Origin of the sequence: uncultured Rothia sp. (assembly GCF_963507905.1) — a bacterium.
Lineage (GTDB): Bacteria > Actinomycetota > Actinomycetes > Actinomycetales > Micrococcaceae > Rothia.
This window is the reverse complement of sequence record NZ_CAUOUU010000002.1, coordinates 278,808-294,672: the sequence shown is the minus strand read 5'-3', so window position 1 is coordinate 294,672 and position 15,865 is coordinate 278,808. Positions and strand designations below refer to the sequence as shown.

At 62.5% G+C, this 15,865-nt stretch carries 13 protein-coding genes; 1 reads left to right on the top strand and 12 read right to left on the bottom strand.

Annotated features, from left to right (window positions below; translation table 11 throughout):
- Window positions 1–114: 114 nt before the first annotated feature.
- The 7 genes from pyrF to pyrR form a co-directional block, all read right to left on the bottom strand.
- The gene (gene pyrF / locus RQ593_RS02605; protein WP_311446503.1) at window positions 115–990 is read right to left on the bottom strand and encodes an orotidine-5'-phosphate decarboxylase; all 876 of its coding nucleotides are present in this window, start codon (window positions 988–990) and stop codon (window positions 115–117) included.
- On the bottom strand, window positions 990–4,310 hold the full coding sequence (gene carB, locus RQ593_RS02600) for a carbamoyl-phosphate synthase large subunit (protein ID WP_311449740.1): 3,321 nt from the start codon (window positions 4,308–4,310) through the stop codon (window positions 990–992). Before carB ends, pyrF begins: the two co-directional genes overlap by 1 nt.
- The gene (carA, locus tag RQ593_RS02595) at window positions 4,311–5,498 is read right to left on the bottom strand and encodes a glutamine-hydrolyzing carbamoyl-phosphate synthase small subunit (protein ID WP_049358368.1); all 1,188 of its coding nucleotides are present in this window, start codon (window positions 5,496–5,498) and stop codon (window positions 4,311–4,313) included. It abuts the gene before it with no gap.
- Between the two features lie 164 nt (window positions 5,499–5,662).
- The gene (locus tag RQ593_RS02590; RefSeq protein ID WP_311449739.1) at window positions 5,663–6,202 is read right to left on the bottom strand and encodes a hypothetical protein; all 540 of its coding nucleotides are present in this window, start codon (window positions 6,200–6,202) and stop codon (window positions 5,663–5,665) included.
- A 144-nt stretch (window positions 6,203–6,346) separates the two neighbouring features.
- Window positions 6,347–7,648 carry a dihydroorotase gene (locus RQ593_RS02585; RefSeq protein WP_311449738.1) on the bottom strand — a complete coding sequence of 434 codons (1,302 nt, stop codon included), beginning with the start codon at window positions 7,646–7,648 and terminating at the stop codon, window positions 6,347–6,349.
- Window positions 7,649–7,678: 30 nt separating this feature from the next.
- On the bottom strand, window positions 7,679–8,680 hold the full coding sequence (locus tag RQ593_RS02580) for an aspartate carbamoyltransferase catalytic subunit (RefSeq protein ID WP_311449737.1): 1,002 nt from the start codon (window positions 8,678–8,680) through the stop codon (window positions 7,679–7,681).
- Window positions 8,677–9,345: a bifunctional pyr operon transcriptional regulator/uracil phosphoribosyltransferase PyrR gene (pyrR, locus tag RQ593_RS02575; RefSeq protein WP_311449736.1), complete on the bottom strand. Its 669-nt coding sequence runs from the start codon at window positions 9,343–9,345 to the stop codon at window positions 8,677–8,679. Before pyrR ends, RQ593_RS02580 begins: the two co-directional genes overlap by 4 nt.
- Window positions 9,346–9,668: 323 nt before the next feature.
- Between pyrR and RQ593_RS02570 the strand changes: the two genes are divergently transcribed.
- The gene (locus tag RQ593_RS02570; protein ID WP_311449735.1) at window positions 9,669–10,397 is read left to right on the top strand and encodes a methyl coenzyme M reductase subunit gamma; all 729 of its coding nucleotides are present in this window, start codon (window positions 9,669–9,671) and stop codon (window positions 10,395–10,397) included.
- Between the two features lie 340 nt (window positions 10,398–10,737).
- Here the strand turns inward: RQ593_RS02570 and nusB are convergent, their stop codons facing one another.
- The 5 genes from nusB to aroC all read right to left on the bottom strand — a co-directional run bounded on the left by nusB (window position 10,738) and on the right by aroC (window position 15,837).
- Window positions 10,738–11,148: a transcription antitermination factor NusB gene (nusB, locus tag RQ593_RS02565; RefSeq protein ID WP_311449734.1), complete on the bottom strand. Its 411-nt coding sequence runs from the start codon at window positions 11,146–11,148 to the stop codon at window positions 10,738–10,740.
- Window positions 11,148–11,711, bottom strand: a complete 564-nt coding sequence (efp, locus tag RQ593_RS02560; protein ID WP_219101370.1) for an elongation factor P — start codon at window positions 11,709–11,711, stop codon at window positions 11,148–11,150. Before efp ends, nusB begins: the two co-directional genes overlap by 1 nt.
- A 214-nt stretch (window positions 11,712–11,925) precedes the next feature.
- Window positions 11,926–13,053: a 3-dehydroquinate synthase gene (gene aroB, locus RQ593_RS02555; protein ID WP_005505930.1), complete on the bottom strand. Its 1,128-nt coding sequence runs from the start codon at window positions 13,051–13,053 to the stop codon at window positions 11,926–11,928.
- Window positions 13,054–13,084: 31 nt separating this feature from the next.
- Window positions 13,085–14,620, bottom strand: a complete 1,536-nt coding sequence (locus RQ593_RS02550) for a shikimate kinase (protein WP_311449733.1) — start codon at window positions 14,618–14,620, stop codon at window positions 13,085–13,087.
- A complete protein-coding gene (aroC, locus tag RQ593_RS02545; protein WP_311449732.1) occupies window positions 14,620–15,837 on the bottom strand; it encodes a chorismate synthase in 1,218 nt (405 codons plus the stop codon). The genes RQ593_RS02550 and aroC overlap by 1 nt, the downstream gene beginning before the upstream one ends.
- Window positions 15,838–15,865: the final 28 nt, after the last annotated feature.

The following is a 15,865-nucleotide window of genomic DNA, read 5'->3' as shown; positions in this document are numbered from 1 at the left end:
CTCGCATCACGCTGAGCACCTCAGCCCCCACAATACACGCAAAAAGGGCGCGCACCCCGAGCAGACTCTCAACAGAATCCACCCGGAGCACACGCCCCTCACGCAACACGCGAACTATGCGCCGCGAGCCGCCAACAGGTCATCACGAGCCGCCTGCGCAGCCTTCGCCAAACCCTCAACCGACGGGCCAGCAGCCAGCACGCCACGGCTGGAATTCACCAGCACCTGCGACTCAACGCCAGCAAACACGCGGTACAGATCAGCCGCCGAAGCGCCCTGCGCACCATAACCCGGCGACAGAATCGGGCCGTTGAACACGCTCAGGTCAATACCCAAATCAACCAGCGCCTGACCAACAGTCGCGCCAACCACCAGGCCGCACGGACCCATCTGCTCCCACTGGCGGGAAGCGTTCTCAGCGGTAGCCGCAGCGATAATACGCTTAGCCACAGCGCCCTCGGACTCGCCGGAATGACCGGACTCCGACGCGCCCACGTGCTGAACGCTCTTACCCTCGGGGTTCGAAGTCAACGCCAGCACGAAAGTGCCGCGGTCATTCTCATTCGCCAAATCCAGCGCCGGACGCAGCGACTCAAAACCCAGGTACGGGCTCAAAGTCACCGAATCGGTACCCAGCGGCGACGAAGAGCCGAGCCACGCATCCGCGTATGCCTTCATGGTCGAACCGATATCGCCGCGCTTAGCGTCAGCAACAATCAGCACACCATCAGCGGCAGCGCGGGCAAACAGCGCCTCCAGCACAGCAAGACCAGCCGAACCGTGACGCTCAAACAGCGCCACCTGAGGCTTCAACGCCGCCGCAAACGGGGCGCAACCCTCATAGACCGCCTCAGTAAAAGCAGCCAGACCGGCAGCGGAATCCTCAAGACCCCACTGCTCCAGCAGGTTCGGATGCGGGTCAATACCCACACACAGCGGGCCGCGCTCCGCCATCGCCTTCGCCAGACGATCACCAAAAGCAGCGGACATTACGCCTCGCCACCCTCGGAACGAGCATCCACAGCGGCAGCCAGCTGAACGTCGTGCTCCTGCAGGCTCATGATGTCCCAGCTGTGCTCACGCAGAGCATTAATCGCCTGAACAGCCGCAGCGAACTCAGAAATGGTGGTCATGACCGGGCAGCCCACCGAAACCGCAGCGGCACGAATCTCGTAACCATCGCTACGAGCAGCACCACCGGCAGGGGTGTTCAGAATCAGGTCAATGTCACCGTTGCGGACCATATCCACAATCGAGTGGTCGCCATTCGCCTCAGCGAACTTCGACGCCACAATCACCGAGTTCAGGCCGTTACGGCGCAGAATCTCAGCGGTACCACCGGTCGAAACGATCTCAAAGCCCAGCGACTCCAGCATCTTCGCGTAAATAATGACGTTACGCTTATCGTGGTTAGCCACCGAAATGAACACCTTACCGGAAGTCGGCAGCGGCGAACCAGCACCAGCCTGAGCCTTCGCGAACGCGGTGTCATAGTGCTTATCCAGACCCATGACCTCACCGGTCGAACGCATCTCCGGGCTCAGCAGCGAATCCACCACAACACCCTCGGGAGTGCGGAAACGAGCGAACGGCAGAACCGCAGCCTTCACAGCAATCGCGGTCTCCTGCGGCAGGGACGCACCATCCATCTTCGACGGCAGGTAGCCCTCAGCCTTCAGCTCAGCAATGGTCTTACCCAGACCAATCAGCACAGCAGCCTTAGCCATCTGCACGCCGGTAGCCTTCGACACGAACGGAACGGTACGGGACGCACGCGGGTTAGCCTCAATCACGTACAGGTTCTCAGACACGTACGCGAACTGAATGTTAATCAGGCCGCGCACGCCGGTGCCGCGAGCAATCTTCTCGGTAGCGTCCTTCACCTTCGCGATGATGTCCGGGCCGAGAGTAATCGGAGGCAGAGTACAAGAAGAGTCACCCGAGTGAATACCGGCTTCCTCAATGTGCTCCATGACGCCGCCCAGGTACAGCTCCTCACCGTCGAACAGGGCGTCAACGTCAATCTCGATAGCGTCCTCAAGGAACTTGTCAATCAGAGCCGGCTGCGAGGGCGAAACCTCGGTAGCGTTCTCCAGGTAGCGAGCCAGGTTAGCCTCGTCGTAGACGATTTCCATGCCGCGGCCGCCCAGCACGTACGAGGGGCGAACCAGAACCGGGTAACCAATCTCGTCAGCGATGCGCTTAGCACCCTCGAAAGTGAACGCGGTACCGTTCTTGGGCGAAATCAGGCCGCCCTCCTCCAGCACGCGAGCGAACTCGCCGCGGTCCTCAGCCAGGTCAATAGCCTCGGGGGTGGTGCCGAGAATCGGCACGCCCGCATCCTTCAGAGCGCGAGCCAGCTTCAGCGGAGTCTGACCGCCCAGCTGAACGAACACGCCCATCAGACCGCCGGTACGACGCTCCGACTCAACAATCTCAAGCACATCCTCAAGGGTGAGCGGCTCGAAGTACAGGCGAGTCGAAATATCGTAGTCAGTCGAAACAGTCTCAGGGTTGCAGTTGACCATGACGGTCTCGTAACCGAGCGAACGCAGCACCAGCGAAGCGTGCACGCATGAGTAGTCAAATTCAATACCCTGGCCAATGCGGTTCGGGCCCGAACCCAGAATCATGATTGAGGGCTTCTCGTGGTGCGCAACCTCATCCTCCAGGTCGTAGGAGGAGTAGTGGTACGGAGTGAACGCCTCAAACTCGGCTGCACAGGTGTCAACAGTCTTGAAGACCGGGCGGATACCCAGAGCGTGGCGAACACCGCGCACAACATCCTCAGAAGAGCCGATAATCTCAGCAATCTGAGCGTCCGAGAAACCGTGACGCTTAGCCAGCTTCAAGGTCTCCGGGTCCAGGTGGTCGCGCTTAGCGTGAACCACGCCGGCAACCTCATTCAGCAGCACCAGCTGATCCAGGAACCACGGGTCAATCTTGGTCGCCTCGTGCAGCTGCTCCACGGTAGCACCAGCCAGCAGAGCCTGCTGAACCTGGTAAATACGCTGAGTGGTCGGAACCTTAGTCTTCTCAATCAGCTCAGCCAGCTCAGCCTCAGACAGCGACAGCGGCTTGAACGAGAAGGACGCACCCTTCTGCTCCAGCGAACGCATCGCCTTCTGCAGAGCCTCAGTGAAGTTACGGCCCAGAGCCATAGCCTCGCCAACACTCTTCATGGTGGTGGTCAGGGTCGGGTCAGCAGCCGGGAACTTCTCAAACGCGAAGCGCGGAACCTTCACAACCACGTAGTCGAGGGTCGGCTCGAAGGACGCCGGGGTCTTCTGGGTGATATCGTTCGGGATCTCATCCAGGGTGTAACCCAGGGACAGCTTGGTCGCAATCTTCGCAATCGGGAAGCCGGTAGCCTTCGACGCGAGCGCCGAAGAACGAGACACGCGCGGGTTCATCTCAATGACGATGATGCGGCCGGTCTTCGGGTCAATCGCGAACTGGATGTTACAACCACCGGTGTCCACGCCAACCTCACGAATCACGTTGATCGCGATGTCGCGCAGCTTCTGGAACTCACGGTCGGTCAGGGTCAGTGCGGGTGCCACGGTGATGGAGTCACCGGTGTGCACGCCCACGGGGTCGAAGTTTTCGATGGAGCAGACGACCACGACGTTGTCGTTGGTGTCACGCATCATCTCCAGCTCGTATTCCTTCCAGCCGAGGATGGACTCCTCCAGCAGGACCTCGCTGGTCGGTGAGTACTGAATACCGGCACCGGCAATACGGTAGAGGTCTTCCTCGTTGTACGCCATACCCGAGCCAAGACCACCCATGGTGAAGGAGGGGCGGACCACCATCGGGTAGCCCAGCTCCTTAGCGGCTTCCAGCGCCTCCGGCATGGAGTGAACAATCACCGAGCGTGCAGACTCGCCGCCGGCGCGCTCCACCACGCCCTTGAATGCTTCACGGTCCTCACCGAGGTTAATCGCCTCAATGTTCGCGCCGATGAGCTCAACATTGTACTTGGCGAGCACGCCGCGCTCATCCAGGGAGATAGCCGCGTTCAGTGCGGTCTGACCGCCCAGGGTCGGCAGGATTGCGTCCGGCTTTTCCTTCTCGATGATCTTCTCAATCACCTCGGGGGTGATGGGTTCAATGTAGGTGGCGTCCGCGAACTCGGGGTCGGTCATGATGGTTGCCGGGTTCGAGTTCACGAGGATGACGCGCACGCCCTCCTCCTTCAGCACGCGCAGCGCCTGAGTACCGGAGTAGTCGAATTCCGCAGCCTGACCGATGACGATGGGGCCGGAACCGATGACGAGGACGCTATTAAGGTCAGTACGACGAGGCATTTATGCTTCCTTTGCAGTCTTGGTTGCGACCATCAGGTCGATGAAACGGTCAAAGAGGTAGGCGGAATCGTGCGGGCCCGCAGCAGCCTCGGGGTGGTACTGCACGGAGAACGCGGGGATGTCCTTACAGGTCAGGCCCTCAACCACGTTGTCGTTCAGACCCACGTGGGAGACCATAACCTGACCGAACTCGGCGTTCGGTGCGGTCACGTAGTCACCAATCGGCGCGTCCACAGCGAAGCCGTGGTTCTGCGCGGTGATCTCAACCTTGCCGGTGGTCTTGTCCATGACCGGCTGGTTGATGCCGCGGTGACCGAAGGGCAGCTTGTAGGTGCCGAAGCCCAGGGCGCGGCCAAGCAGCTGGTTACCGAAGCAGATGCCGAAGAACGGGGTGCCCTTACGCAGCACGCCCTGCAGCAGCTCAACCTGCTCGTCAGCGGTTGCCGGGTCACCCGGACCGTTGGAGAAGAACACGCCGTCGGGGTTGTGGGAGTAGATGTCCTCGAGGGTTGCGCTTGCGGGCAGCACGTGCACGCGCACGCCACGCTCAGCGAAACGCTGCGGGGTCATCGACTTAATGCCCAGGTCCAGGGCGACAATGGTCGCGACCGGGGGTGCGAACCAGTTGAACTGGTGCGGCTCAACAGTGTAGGCGGTGTCAACCGAAACGGAGTCAGCGAGCTTACGGCCAGCCATCGGCTCGGAGGCGCGCACCTCCTCCAGCAGTTCAGCCTCGGGACGTTCTGCGTGCTCACCGGAGAACACGCCCGCACGCATCGAACCGCTCGAACGCAGGCGGCGGGTCAGGGCGCGAGTGTCAATACCCTGAATACCGATGATGCCCTGCTCGATGAGCTCTTCGTCGAGGGTGCGCTCGGAACGCCAGTTAGATGCCACGCGTGCAGCGTCGCGAACCACGTAGCCAGCAACCCAAATCTTGCGAGACTCAGCGTCGGTCTTATTCACGCCGGTGTTGCCAATATGCGGAGCGGTCTGAACCACAATCTGACCCGCGTAGGAGGGGTCGGTCAGGGTTTCCTGGTAGCCGGTCATGCCGGTCGAGAAAACCGCCTCGCCCAGGGACGCGCCGGTTGCGCCGTAGCCGTAGCCGCGGTAGACGGTGCCGTCCTCCAGGACGAGCAGCGCGCGGTCCGTACGCAGGGCGCCGGATCGTGTCATGTCAGTCATGCTCTTCTTCCTTTTCTCTGGTGTTCTCCCCCGCTTCCTGTACGGCCTCTACCGTGCAGGTTCCGGGGTAGTCTATGGTGCCTTCGGCGGGTGTTCGCCTGACCTCAGGCAAAATCTTGGGTGTGGGTGCGCAGTGATATTGCACCGCGATATTGCGCCGGGATTTAGGCTTCCGGTTCTGCCGCCCACTTCTCGGGCGCATCCACCGCGTTCGGGGCGATGCGGCGCAGCTCCTGCAGTACCGCCTGCTTGTCCTCGGCGTAGCGGGTGCGGAAGCCGGTCTGCACGCGGTGACCGTCCAGGGTCCAACCAATCACGACCAGGCCGTTCTTCTCCACAACCTTGCCCGCCATACCACGGTCGGTGGTGATGATTGCGAGCTTCTTCGCCGGGATCCACAGGTCCTTCGCGCCGTTACGGGTGAAGATGATGCTGTCCGGGTAAATCAGCAGGGTGGACTTGCTCTTGAAGCCGAGCGAATCGAAACCCACGCGGTCCAGCCAGTTACCGAAGATCGTGGTGCTGACGTACTCGCCCTCGAAAGCGGCGTCAGCGGTCATGCCCTCGTAGCATTCGGGAACTTCCTTGAGGGAGCCGAACATGTTCGCCTGGCGTGCCAGGCGCGAGCGCCATCCGTGCCACATGCCGTAGATGCACAGGGCGACCAGGGCGATGCAGATGACGGCGGTCAGGAACTTTCCCACGAAGGTTCTCTCTTTCGGTTGGGGTCTCGGTCGATGATCTCGGCCTGGGTTGGTGAGGTTGGGGGCGGTGCTCCCGGCGAGGCGGTGGCAGGCGTGAACCTACCACCGCCAGGCACGGTCACCACGTACGTTCGCCTCGCGGGTTTAGCGGCGCGGGGTTGCCAGCTCGCCGTTCAGCACGGTCGGGTGGCCAGCGTAGAAGGTTGCACGGATCGAGCCGGGCACCTCCATGTCGCGGTAGGGGTTGTTCTTACCCTTGGTTGCCTGCTCCTCCGGCTTGATGACGCGGGTTGCCTTCGGGTCGACCAGCACAATGTTTGCCGGTTCGCCTTCGGCAAGCGGGCGGCCCTGCTCGTGGTCCAGGCGACCAATCTTCGCGGGCTCCTCGGAGAGGATGCGTGCCACATCGCGCCAGGTAATCATGCCGGTGTCAACCAGGGTCATCTGGATGATGGACAGTGCCTGCTCCAGGCCGGTCATACCGTTCGCGGCGCACGCCCACTCGCATTCCTTGGTCTCTGCCGGGTGCGGTGCGTGGTCGGTACCAATCACGTCGATGATGCCGTCAGCAACAGCCTGACGCAGCGCCATGACGTCCTCTTCGGTGCGCAGCGGCGGGTTCACCTTGAAAATCGGGTCGTAGGTGCGTGCGGTCTCGTCGGTGAGCAGCAGGTGGTGCGGGGTTGCCTCCGCGGTCACCTTCACGCCGCGGGACTTAGCCCAGCGCACAACCTCAATGGAGCCCTTGGTGGACAGGTGGCAGATGTGCAGCTTGGAGTCCAGGTGCTCAGCCAGCAGCACGTCGCGGGCGATAATTGCCTCTTCAGCGACGGCGGGCCAGCCGGTCAGACCCAGGTCAGCGGACACCTTACCTTCGTTCATCTGGGCGCCTTCGGTCAGGCGCGGCTCCTGTGCGTGCTGCGCAATAACGCCGTCGAAGGTCTTGACGTATTCGAGGGCGCGGCGCATCACGGCGGGGTCGTACACGCACATGCCGTCGTCAGAGAACACTCGCACATTCGCGGTGGAGTTCGCCATGCCCCCAATGTCGGAGAGGCGCTCGCCCTTCAGACCCACGGTCACTGCGCCGATGGGCTGCACGCGGCACCATGCGGATTCCTTGCCGAGGCGGTCAACCTGCTCAACCACTGCGGCGGTGTCTGCCACGGGCATGGAGTTTGCCATGGCGAACACTGCGGTGTAGCCGCCCAGGGCTGCTGCACGGGTGCCGGTTTCGACGGTTTCGGATGCCTCGTAGCCGGGCTGACGCAGGTGGGTGTGGATGTCGACCAGGCCGGGCAGCGCCACCTGGCCTGCCGCCTCGACGACCTGTGCGTCTGCGGTGTCAATGTTCTCTGCGATGCGGCTAATCACGCCGTCCTCGATGAGGATGTCGGCGACCTTTTCGCCGTAGAGGCTTGCGCCCTTGATCAGGTACTTGCTCATGGTGTTGGTTCCTCTCGTTAGGAAGGTCGTTTAGGATTCGTCGCCGGCGTAGAGCTTGGCGCTGGAGCCGTCGGTCAGAAGCAGGTAGAGCACCGCCATGCGCAGCGCCACGCCGTTGCTGACCTGGCGCAGGACCCAGGAGTTGGTGGCGTCGGCGGCTTCGGTGCAGATTTCCAGGCCGCGGTTCATGGGGCCCGGGTGCAGGATTGCGACCGGCTGCGGCTGTGCCTGCAGGGTTGCGAAGCGTTCGGCGGTCAGGCCCCACAGGTCGGTGTATTCCTCAGCGGAGGGGAAGTACGCGGCGTTCATGCGCTCCTTCTGGATGCGCAGCAGCATGACGGCGTCGGGGTTGGTGGCGATGGCTTCGTCGAAGTCGTGGAAGATTTCTACGCCAGCTTCTTCAATCCAGGAGGCGGTGTTCAGCGGCAGCAGGGTCGGCGGTGCGACGAAGACGACCTGCGCGCCGAGGGTGGTCAGCAGCCAGAGGTTGGAGCGTGCCACACGCGAGTGCAAGATGTCGCCGACGATGAGCACGCGCATGCCGGAGAGGTCGGTGCCGCGGGGGCTGTCCAGGCCGTCGCGTTCTGCCTTGTACTGGCGCAGGGACACCGCGTCGAGCAACGCCTGGGTGGGGTGCGCGTGGGTGCCGTCGCCCGCGTTGAGCACGGGGATGTCAGTCCAGCCTGCCTCAGCGAGGCGCTGCGGCGCGCCGGATGCGGAGTGACGAATCACGAACGCGTCCGCGGCGATTGCCTTGAGGGTCTGCGCGGTGTCCTTGAGCGACTCGCCCTTAGACACGGAGGAGCCGGAAGCGGAGAAGTTGGTGACGGCGGCGCCCAGGCGCTTCTCTGCGGCTTCGAAGGAGAGGCGGGTTCGGGTGGAGTCCTCGAAGAAGAGGTTGACGACGGTCTTGCCGTTGAGCACGTTCAGGGTGCGGTTTTCGGCTTTGACCTGCGCCATGTAGTCGGCGACGTCGAGGATTTCGATGGCTTCTTCGCGGGTTAGTTCGCGGGTGTCGAGCAGATGCTTCATGAGAGCCCTCCCAGCTGGATAATGTCAACTCGGTCTGTTGCGTTGTCGGTTTCAGTCAGTACGACGCGCACGGTTTCGCTGGCGCTGGTGGGCAGGTTTTTGCCCACGTGGTCGGCGCGGATGGGTAGTTGCCGGTGTCCGCGGTCTACGAGGACTGCCAGGCGTACGAGGGCGGGTCGTCCGTGGGCGTTGAGTGCGTCGAGGGCGGCGCGTACGGTGCGGCCGGAGTAGAGGACGTCGTCAACGAGAACTACGGTTTTACCTTCAATACCGATGGTGGGCATGATGCTTTCCCCTGCGTTTTCTGGGGAGGTGGTGCCGCCGGTGGGCTGGTCGTCGCGGTAGGCGGTGATGTCCAGGGCGCCGAGTCGTGTTTCTGCGTTGAAGTTCGGCTCGATGGCTTGGATGCGGGCGGCGAGTCGTACGGCGAGGGGCACGCCGCGGGAGCGGATGCCGATGAGTACGAGGTTTTCTACGCCTTTGTTGGTTTCGATGATTTCGTAGGCGATGCGGGTGAGGGCGCGGCGGATTTCGTCCTCGCTGAGGATGGTGCGGCCGACGGTGGTCGCGTCCTCGGAGGCGTTTTGAGGGGTTGCCGAATGGGGGGCTACGGTTACATTTCGCCCCTGATTCGCGCCGGATGTGGGTACAGTTGACCCAGGCATAGCCGTCTCCTTCCCCGCCTCACGGGACGGATTTAAAGGTTTTGTGCTTCTAGTAGGGTACCACAGTTCACAGGCTACGTTCAGGTTCGGCGAGAGACCGCTCACGGTGAGGCGACTGCCAAGATGAGGCGCGTACCGAGCCCCTAGCCTGCACCACAACGAGCAGGCTCTCATCAAAATGGACAAACTATTAGCCGGGGTGTGTGCTCTGCAGATGTATGTTAGGGTAATGGCATCAACCGATAACATTCCGCTGAATTCCACACGTTGCTGTAGGGATAATTCTGCGGTTTACACAACCACACACCAGAAAAGAACCAACAATGATGTTTAACCGCAGTTCTATTGCCGCGCTCTCTGCGGCAGTAATGCTCACCCTGTCCGCTTGTTCCGGTGGCGCGCAGGTCAGCGCAGAATCGAGCGCCTCCACTTCCGCGAGCACTGAATCGGCAAGCGCCGAGGCTTCCGCAACGCCTACTCATTCACCTACTCCGACTGGCCCGTCTGGTTCCGAGATTGTACTGATTCACGCGAGCATGGACGTAAACAGCGACTCTCCGGAAGCCGCTGAGGTAACTGAAAAGACTGCACTCATCGCATTTGAGCAGCATCAGCGCCTCTGGAACGCCTGGAGGCACGGAAATGTGGAACACACCAGCGATGAAGAACTGACGCGATATGCGCACGCAAACACTCTTGAACATCTGAGGGAGACCGTGAAGGAGTTTCAAGAGCTTTCACAGAAGATTTCCCCGGAAGGCGACATTATCTTCCGTGACGTCAAGACAAAGCTAATTTACGGAAGCGCCAATGAGGACGGCACTGTCGAGCCCAATACCGGTGTGATCCTGCGCTACTGTGAAGACTGGAGCAATCTTCATGGGCCCAAGGGCGAGAAATTTAAGGACCCTCAGCTAACGCAAGAAATTATTTTTATTCGCCGTGCCGAAGACGACGCATTCGTTGTTGCTGACATAAGGACCACACATATTGGTTGTGGTAGCGAAGCAATTCCGGCAGACAAGGCGACCGCATCCACTCAAAGCGAGTAGCTGATACTGCACGAGGCGCATACCGGGCACGCAGGGCGGGGGCTCCGTCCTCAAGGCGCTCAGCGCCGCAGAGGGGGCACTCCCCCGCCCGCGTTGTCCGGTGAAGCCTCAACTGTTGCCACTACCCCCGCCCACGGGCTCCGGTGAAGCCTCAACTATTGCTAACAAACCCTGCGAGCGCATCCGCACCAACCGAAGAAGCGTAGACACAGAAAACCCCCGCCGTCCTGTAGCGAACTACAGTACGGCGGGGGTTTCACGTACGCTCCCCTGCGGGTGCATCCTCAACGGCGGCAAACCAACCAGCCATAGGTTGGCGGGCATGTCGCGGCGGGACGTCTTACGCGAGCAGAGTCGGCTTCACCTGACGGAGCTTATCCAGCAGACCGTTCACGAACTTCGGAGATTCATTCGTGGACAGCACACGCGCCAGACCGACAGCCTCAGAAATTGCGACAGCATCCGGAACTTCGTCATTGTACAGAAGCTCCCAAGTGCCAATACGCAGCACGGCACGGTCCACGGCGGGCATACGCTCGAAGGACCAGTCACGGGCGTAAGTCTCCACAAACTCGCGGATTTCTTCGTCGTGGTCGCGGACGCCACGAACGATTTCCTCAGAGTAAGCAGAGATCTGCGCTACCGTGTACAGTCGGCGGCGGCGGAGTACCTCAATATAATCTTCGTTGCGCTGATCCGCCTCGAAGAGCACTTCGAGGGCGCGCAATCGGGCTTTCGTACGCGAATTCATTAGTCGTTCACGCGACCGAGGTACTCACCGGTGCGGGTGTCAACCTTGACCTTGGTGCCGGTTTCCAGGAACAGGGGAACCTGGATCTCGTAGCCGGTCTCAACGGTTGCGGGCTTGGTGCCGCCGGTGGAGCGGTCACCCTGCAGGCCGGGCTCGGTGTAGGTGATTTCCAGGACCACGGATGCGGGCAGCTCGATGTACAGGGGGTTGCCCTCGTGCATTGCGATGGTTGCGGTCTGGGACTCGAGCATGTAGTTTGCTGCGTCGCCGACAACAGTTGCGGGAACGTTGATCTGGTCGTAGGTCTTCATGTCCATGAAGACGTAGTCGTCGCCGTCCTGGTACAGGTACTGGTAGTCGGAGCGGTCAACGGTTGCGGTTTCGATCTTAGCGCCAGCGTTGAAGGTGCGGTCGACGACCTTGCCGGAGGTAACGTTGCGCAGCTTGGTGCGGACGAATGCGCCGCCCTTACCGGGCTTAACGTGCTGGAACTCTACGACGGACCAGAGGTTGCCGTCAATCTTCAGGACGGCGCCGTTCTTAATATCGGTAGTGGATGCCATGGGGCTCTCCTTCGTGTCATCGACGCTCACGCCGTAGTGGTACCCGGCGCGGCGCTAAGTTTTCAATGAGCAAAATTATGTCCCGTACATTCTACAGGATGCGCACGAATTTGCCTAGCAGGGGCGCCACAGTTTTTCTATGGCACCCCGCCCGGCTGGCGCGTATTAGCAAACACGCGCCGGGTGCATCCGGTGAATGTACGGGACTCATCACCTACTCGGTAATCTCCTGGTAGGTCATGTACAGGATCGAGTCGTCCGGCACCTCGTAGACGCGCGGGCGAGCCAGACCGTCAAGAATGATGAAGCGCAGCAGGTTGCCGCGTGCCTTCTTGTCGCGGCGCATTGCTTCGAGCAGCTGGGGCCATGCGTCTGCCTTGTAGGAGGTGGGCAGGCCCAGGGATTCGAGGATGCGGCGGGTGCGTGCCACGAGCTCTTCGTCGGCGTGGCCGGTTGCCAGCGCCAGTTCGGCGGCGTAGACCATGCCGACGGACACTGCCGCACCGTGACGCCACTGGTAGCGTTCGTTGCGTTCGATGGCGTGGGCGAGGGTGTGGCCGTAGTTCAGGATTTCGCGGCGGCCAGACTCGCGCAGGTCCTCGGAGACGACCTCAGCCTTCACGCGCACGCTACGCTCGATGAGTTCACGCATCACGGCGGACTGCGAGTCGCGTACGGCGTTCGGGTTCGCCTCGATCAGGTCGAGAATTTCGGGGTCTGCGATGAAGCCGCACTTGACGACCTCACCCATGCCGGTCAGCAGCTCATGCTCGGGCAGGGTGCGCAGGGTGCCGATTTCGCAGAGCACGGCGGCGGGCGGCCAGAACGCGCCGACCAGGTTCTTACCCTCGGCGGTGTTGATACCGGTCTTACCGCCCACGGCAGCGTCCACCATGCCCAGCAGGGTGGTCGGAATGTGAATGACGCGCACGCCGCGCAGCCAGGTTGCCGCCACGAAACCGGCAACGTCGGTAATAGCGCCGCCACCCACGGAGATGATCGCGTCGGTGCGGGTGAAGTCGTTCTGACCGAGCACCTGCCAGCAGAACGCCGCCACCTGGTAGTGCTTCGCCTCCTCAGCGTCCGGGATTTCGGCGCTGAACGATTCGTAGCCCATGGCACGCAGGTCTTCCATGACCAGCTCACCGGTGGAACGCAGGGCACGCGGGTGAATCACGAGCACCTTCTTGGTGCGGTTGCCCAGAATTTCGGGGATTTTACCGAGCAGGTTGTGGCCGATGAGAACCTCGTAGTTCTCACGCGGGGAGCTGCCGGTCACCGGGATGCGGGTGATATCTTCCGCGCCGGAGGCACCGAAAGTGGGGGTGGGCTGAGTGCTCATCATGTGTCCTTTCACAGGTGAGGGGTTATGCTTAGGGGCGCTGCGCGCGGGAGGCACGGGTTGCGGTCACGTACGCCTGGATTTCGGCGGTCATCTCGGTGATGGGGCGGCCGCCGCGAGCGTCCAGGGTGAAGTGCGCCAGCTCTTCGTATCGGCTGCGGCGGCGCTCAAAAATTTCGGTCCACCGCTCGACCGGGTTCGGCTGCAGCAGCGGGCGGGTCTTGTTGCCGGTAATGCGCGGGGTGACGGTGTCAGCATCAACGAGGATGTACACCACGCATTCGTCCTTGAGCAGCTCCGCCACCGAGTCGGTCATGGGTGCACCACCGCCCAGGGAGAACACCGTGTTACGGTAGGCCGGGGAGGTCAGTACTTCCTCGATGGTTTTGCGTTCGAGCTCGCGGAAGTGCGCCTCACCGAAAATCTCAAAAATCTCGGAGACTTCGCCGTAGCGTTCCACGATGAGCTGGTCGGCGTCGAGGAACTCGTAGCCGTAAAAACGCGCCAGGTGCGTACCAATGTAGGTTTTACCTGCCGCCATGGGGCCGATAAGCACGATGGGGCGGGAGCGTTCCGCGAAGTTCTCGTGCATTTCACGCACCTGCTGCGGGTGGATGCGGAAGGACTCCTCGATCTCGCCGGGCTCAAGCTCACCGGCCTCGAGCTCGGCGTTCAGCTCCGCCTCGGATGCGGCGCGCGCCTCAATCTCGACCGCGGCCTCGGCGGAGTCCACCGCCGCGATTTCCTCAGCCACAGACTCAGTCACAGACTCGGCCGCAGAAACCTGCACCTTGCCGAATAGCGCCGGGGTCGGACGCAGTGGCTTAGCCGCAGCGGGCTTGGGCGCGGGGGCCGCGGAAGTTTCGGTCTGTGCCGGCGCGGGCTGGGGTTCGGCCTTCTTCACGGGAGCAGAAGCGGGGGCAGAGGTTGCGCTCTCCCCCGCCGCGGGCTGATCCTGCTGCGGTGCTACAGGCTTCGGAGGCGCCGGCTTGGGCGCGGTCGGCTTGGGTGCTTCCGCCTTCGCGGGCTCTTTGCCGGGTTCCGCGGGCTCTTTGCGGGGTTCCTCCTGGGCGGTACCCATGCCCTGCAGGGCGCTGAGCAGCTTCAGGCGCAGGTCCTCGTCCAGACCGAGCGCCGGGTCGGCGTCCTCAGACACCGAGGAGGCGTACAGGCGCACACCCTGCGTGCTCGCCGTAGCGGCGGCGGGCAGGGGGCGGGTGCCAGAACGCATCAGGTCAGCCGGGGTGGGCACGCGAGAGGCCGGGCGGGCAGAAGAAACCGACGGGGCAGCCTCACGAGCAACAGCTTCACGCGCCTCAGCGCCCGTAGCCTCAGCGCGCGCAGCCTCAACAGCCTGCTCAGCCGCGGCAGATACGGATTCCGACACACCGGGCTCCGACGCTCCAGATTCCGGGCGCGGCGAAGCGCCCCCTCGCGCACGCTGCGTTGCCGCAGCAATACGCGCAAGGGGGCTCGAAGCGACCGGGCGAACGCCCTGCTTCACAGAAACCTCCACGGAACCGCGACCCTTCGCGCCACGGCCCTCAGACTCCGCCGGAAGGGGCACTACGCGTCCCAACCAGCCACGTTAGACTCCCACGCCAGAGACGCCGGGATAGCGTCCAGGTAGGAATCCATGTTGCGGCGAGTCTCACCAATGGAGTCACCGCCAAACTTCTCCAGTGCCGCTTCAGCGAGCACCAGGGCGACCATCGCCTCCGCCACCACGCCGGCGGCGGGAACAGCACACACGTCCGAACGCTGGTGGTGTGCGCGAGCCTCTTCACCGGTGGAAGTGTCAATGGTCTTCAGGGCCTTCGGCACGGTCGCAATGGGCTTCATTGCCGCGCGCACACGCAGCAGGTCGCCAATGCTCATGCCGCCCTCAATACCACCTGCACGGTTGGTATCGCGGGTTACGCCGTTTTCGCCAATGGAAATCTCGTCGTGAGCGGCAGTGCCCGGGCGGTCAGCGGTCGCGAAACCGTCACCAACCTCAACGCCCTTAATCGCCTGAATACCCATCAGCGCTGCGGCAAGGCGCGCGTCCAGGCGGCGGTCCCAGTGCACGTACGAACCCAGTCCGGGAGGCATACCGTACGCGAGCACCTCAACCACACCGCCGAGAGTCTCGCCGTCCTTGTGTGCCTCGTCCACGCGCTGAACCATCGCGTCGGAGGTTGCCTTATCGAAGCAGCGCAGCGGGTCAGCGTCCAGCTGCTCAACGTTGCGGGGCGAAGGCACCGGGGCACCCTCGGGAGCGTGCACGCCACCCACAGCAACAGTGTGAGAAACCAGCTCAACACCCAGAGCCTTCAAAACCTGGGCGGCAACCACGCCAAGAGCCACGCGGGTCGCAGTCTCACGAGCAGAAGCGCGCTCCAGCACCGGGCGAGCCTCAGAGAAGTTGTACTTCTGCATGCCGGTAAAGTCAGCGTGACCGGGGCGCGGACGAGTCAGCGCCGCGTTACGCGCACGACCCTCAATCAGCTTCGGATCCACCGGGTCAGAGCTCATCACGTCAGTCCACTTGGGCCACTCGGTGTTCGCAATCTCAATCGCGACCGGGCCGCCCTGAGTCAGGCCGTGGCGCACACCGCCCAGGATGCGCACGCGGTCCTCCTCGAACTTCATGCGGGCACCGCGGCCGTAACCGAGTCGGCGGCGAGCCAGGGCGTCACGCACCATGTCGCTGGTGAGTTCCACACCGGCGGGTACGCCCTCAATAATGCCGACGAGCGCCTCGCCGTGGGATTCTCCGGCAGTGAGCCAACGCAGGGCCATAGGTTAACCTCTTTTCATCGCACCCGCA

Excerpts from the sequence above, each read along its gene's own strand:
- efp (WP_219101370.1), bottom strand. The coding sequence starts at position 11,711 with ATGGCATCCACTACCGATATTAAGAACGGCGCCGTCCTGAAGATTGAC.
- carA (WP_049358368.1), bottom strand. The coding sequence starts at position 5,498 with ATGACTGACATGACACGATCCGGCGCCCTGCGTACGGACCGCGCGCTG.
- RQ593_RS02570 (WP_311449735.1), top strand. The coding sequence starts at position 9,669 with ATGATGTTTAACCGCAGTTCTATTGCCGCGCTCTCTGCGGCAGTAATG.
- RQ593_RS02585 (WP_311449738.1), bottom strand. The coding sequence starts at position 7,648 with ATGAGCAAGTACCTGATCAAGGGCGCAAGCCTCTACGGCGAAAAGGTC.
- nusB (WP_311449734.1), bottom strand. The coding sequence starts at position 11,148 with ATGAATTCGCGTACGAAAGCCCGATTGCGCGCCCTCGAAGTGCTCTTC.
- carB (WP_311449740.1), bottom strand. The coding sequence starts at position 4,310 with ATGCCTCGTCGTACTGACCTTAATAGCGTCCTCGTCATCGGTTCCGGC.
- aroB (WP_005505930.1), bottom strand. The coding sequence starts at position 13,053 with ATGAGCACTCAGCCCACCCCCACTTTCGGTGCCTCCGGCGCGGAAGAT.
- pyrR (WP_311449736.1), bottom strand. The coding sequence starts at position 9,345 with ATGCCTGGGTCAACTGTACCCACATCCGGCGCGAATCAGGGGCGAAAT.
- pyrF (WP_311446503.1), bottom strand. The coding sequence starts at position 990 with ATGTCCGCTGCTTTTGGTGATCGTCTGGCGAAGGCGATGGCGGAGCGC.
- aroC (WP_311449732.1), bottom strand. The coding sequence starts at position 15,837 with ATGGCCCTGCGTTGGCTCACTGCCGGAGAATCCCACGGCGAGGCGCTC.
- RQ593_RS02580 (WP_311449737.1), bottom strand. The coding sequence starts at position 8,680 with ATGAAGCATCTGCTCGACACCCGCGAACTAACCCGCGAAGAAGCCATC.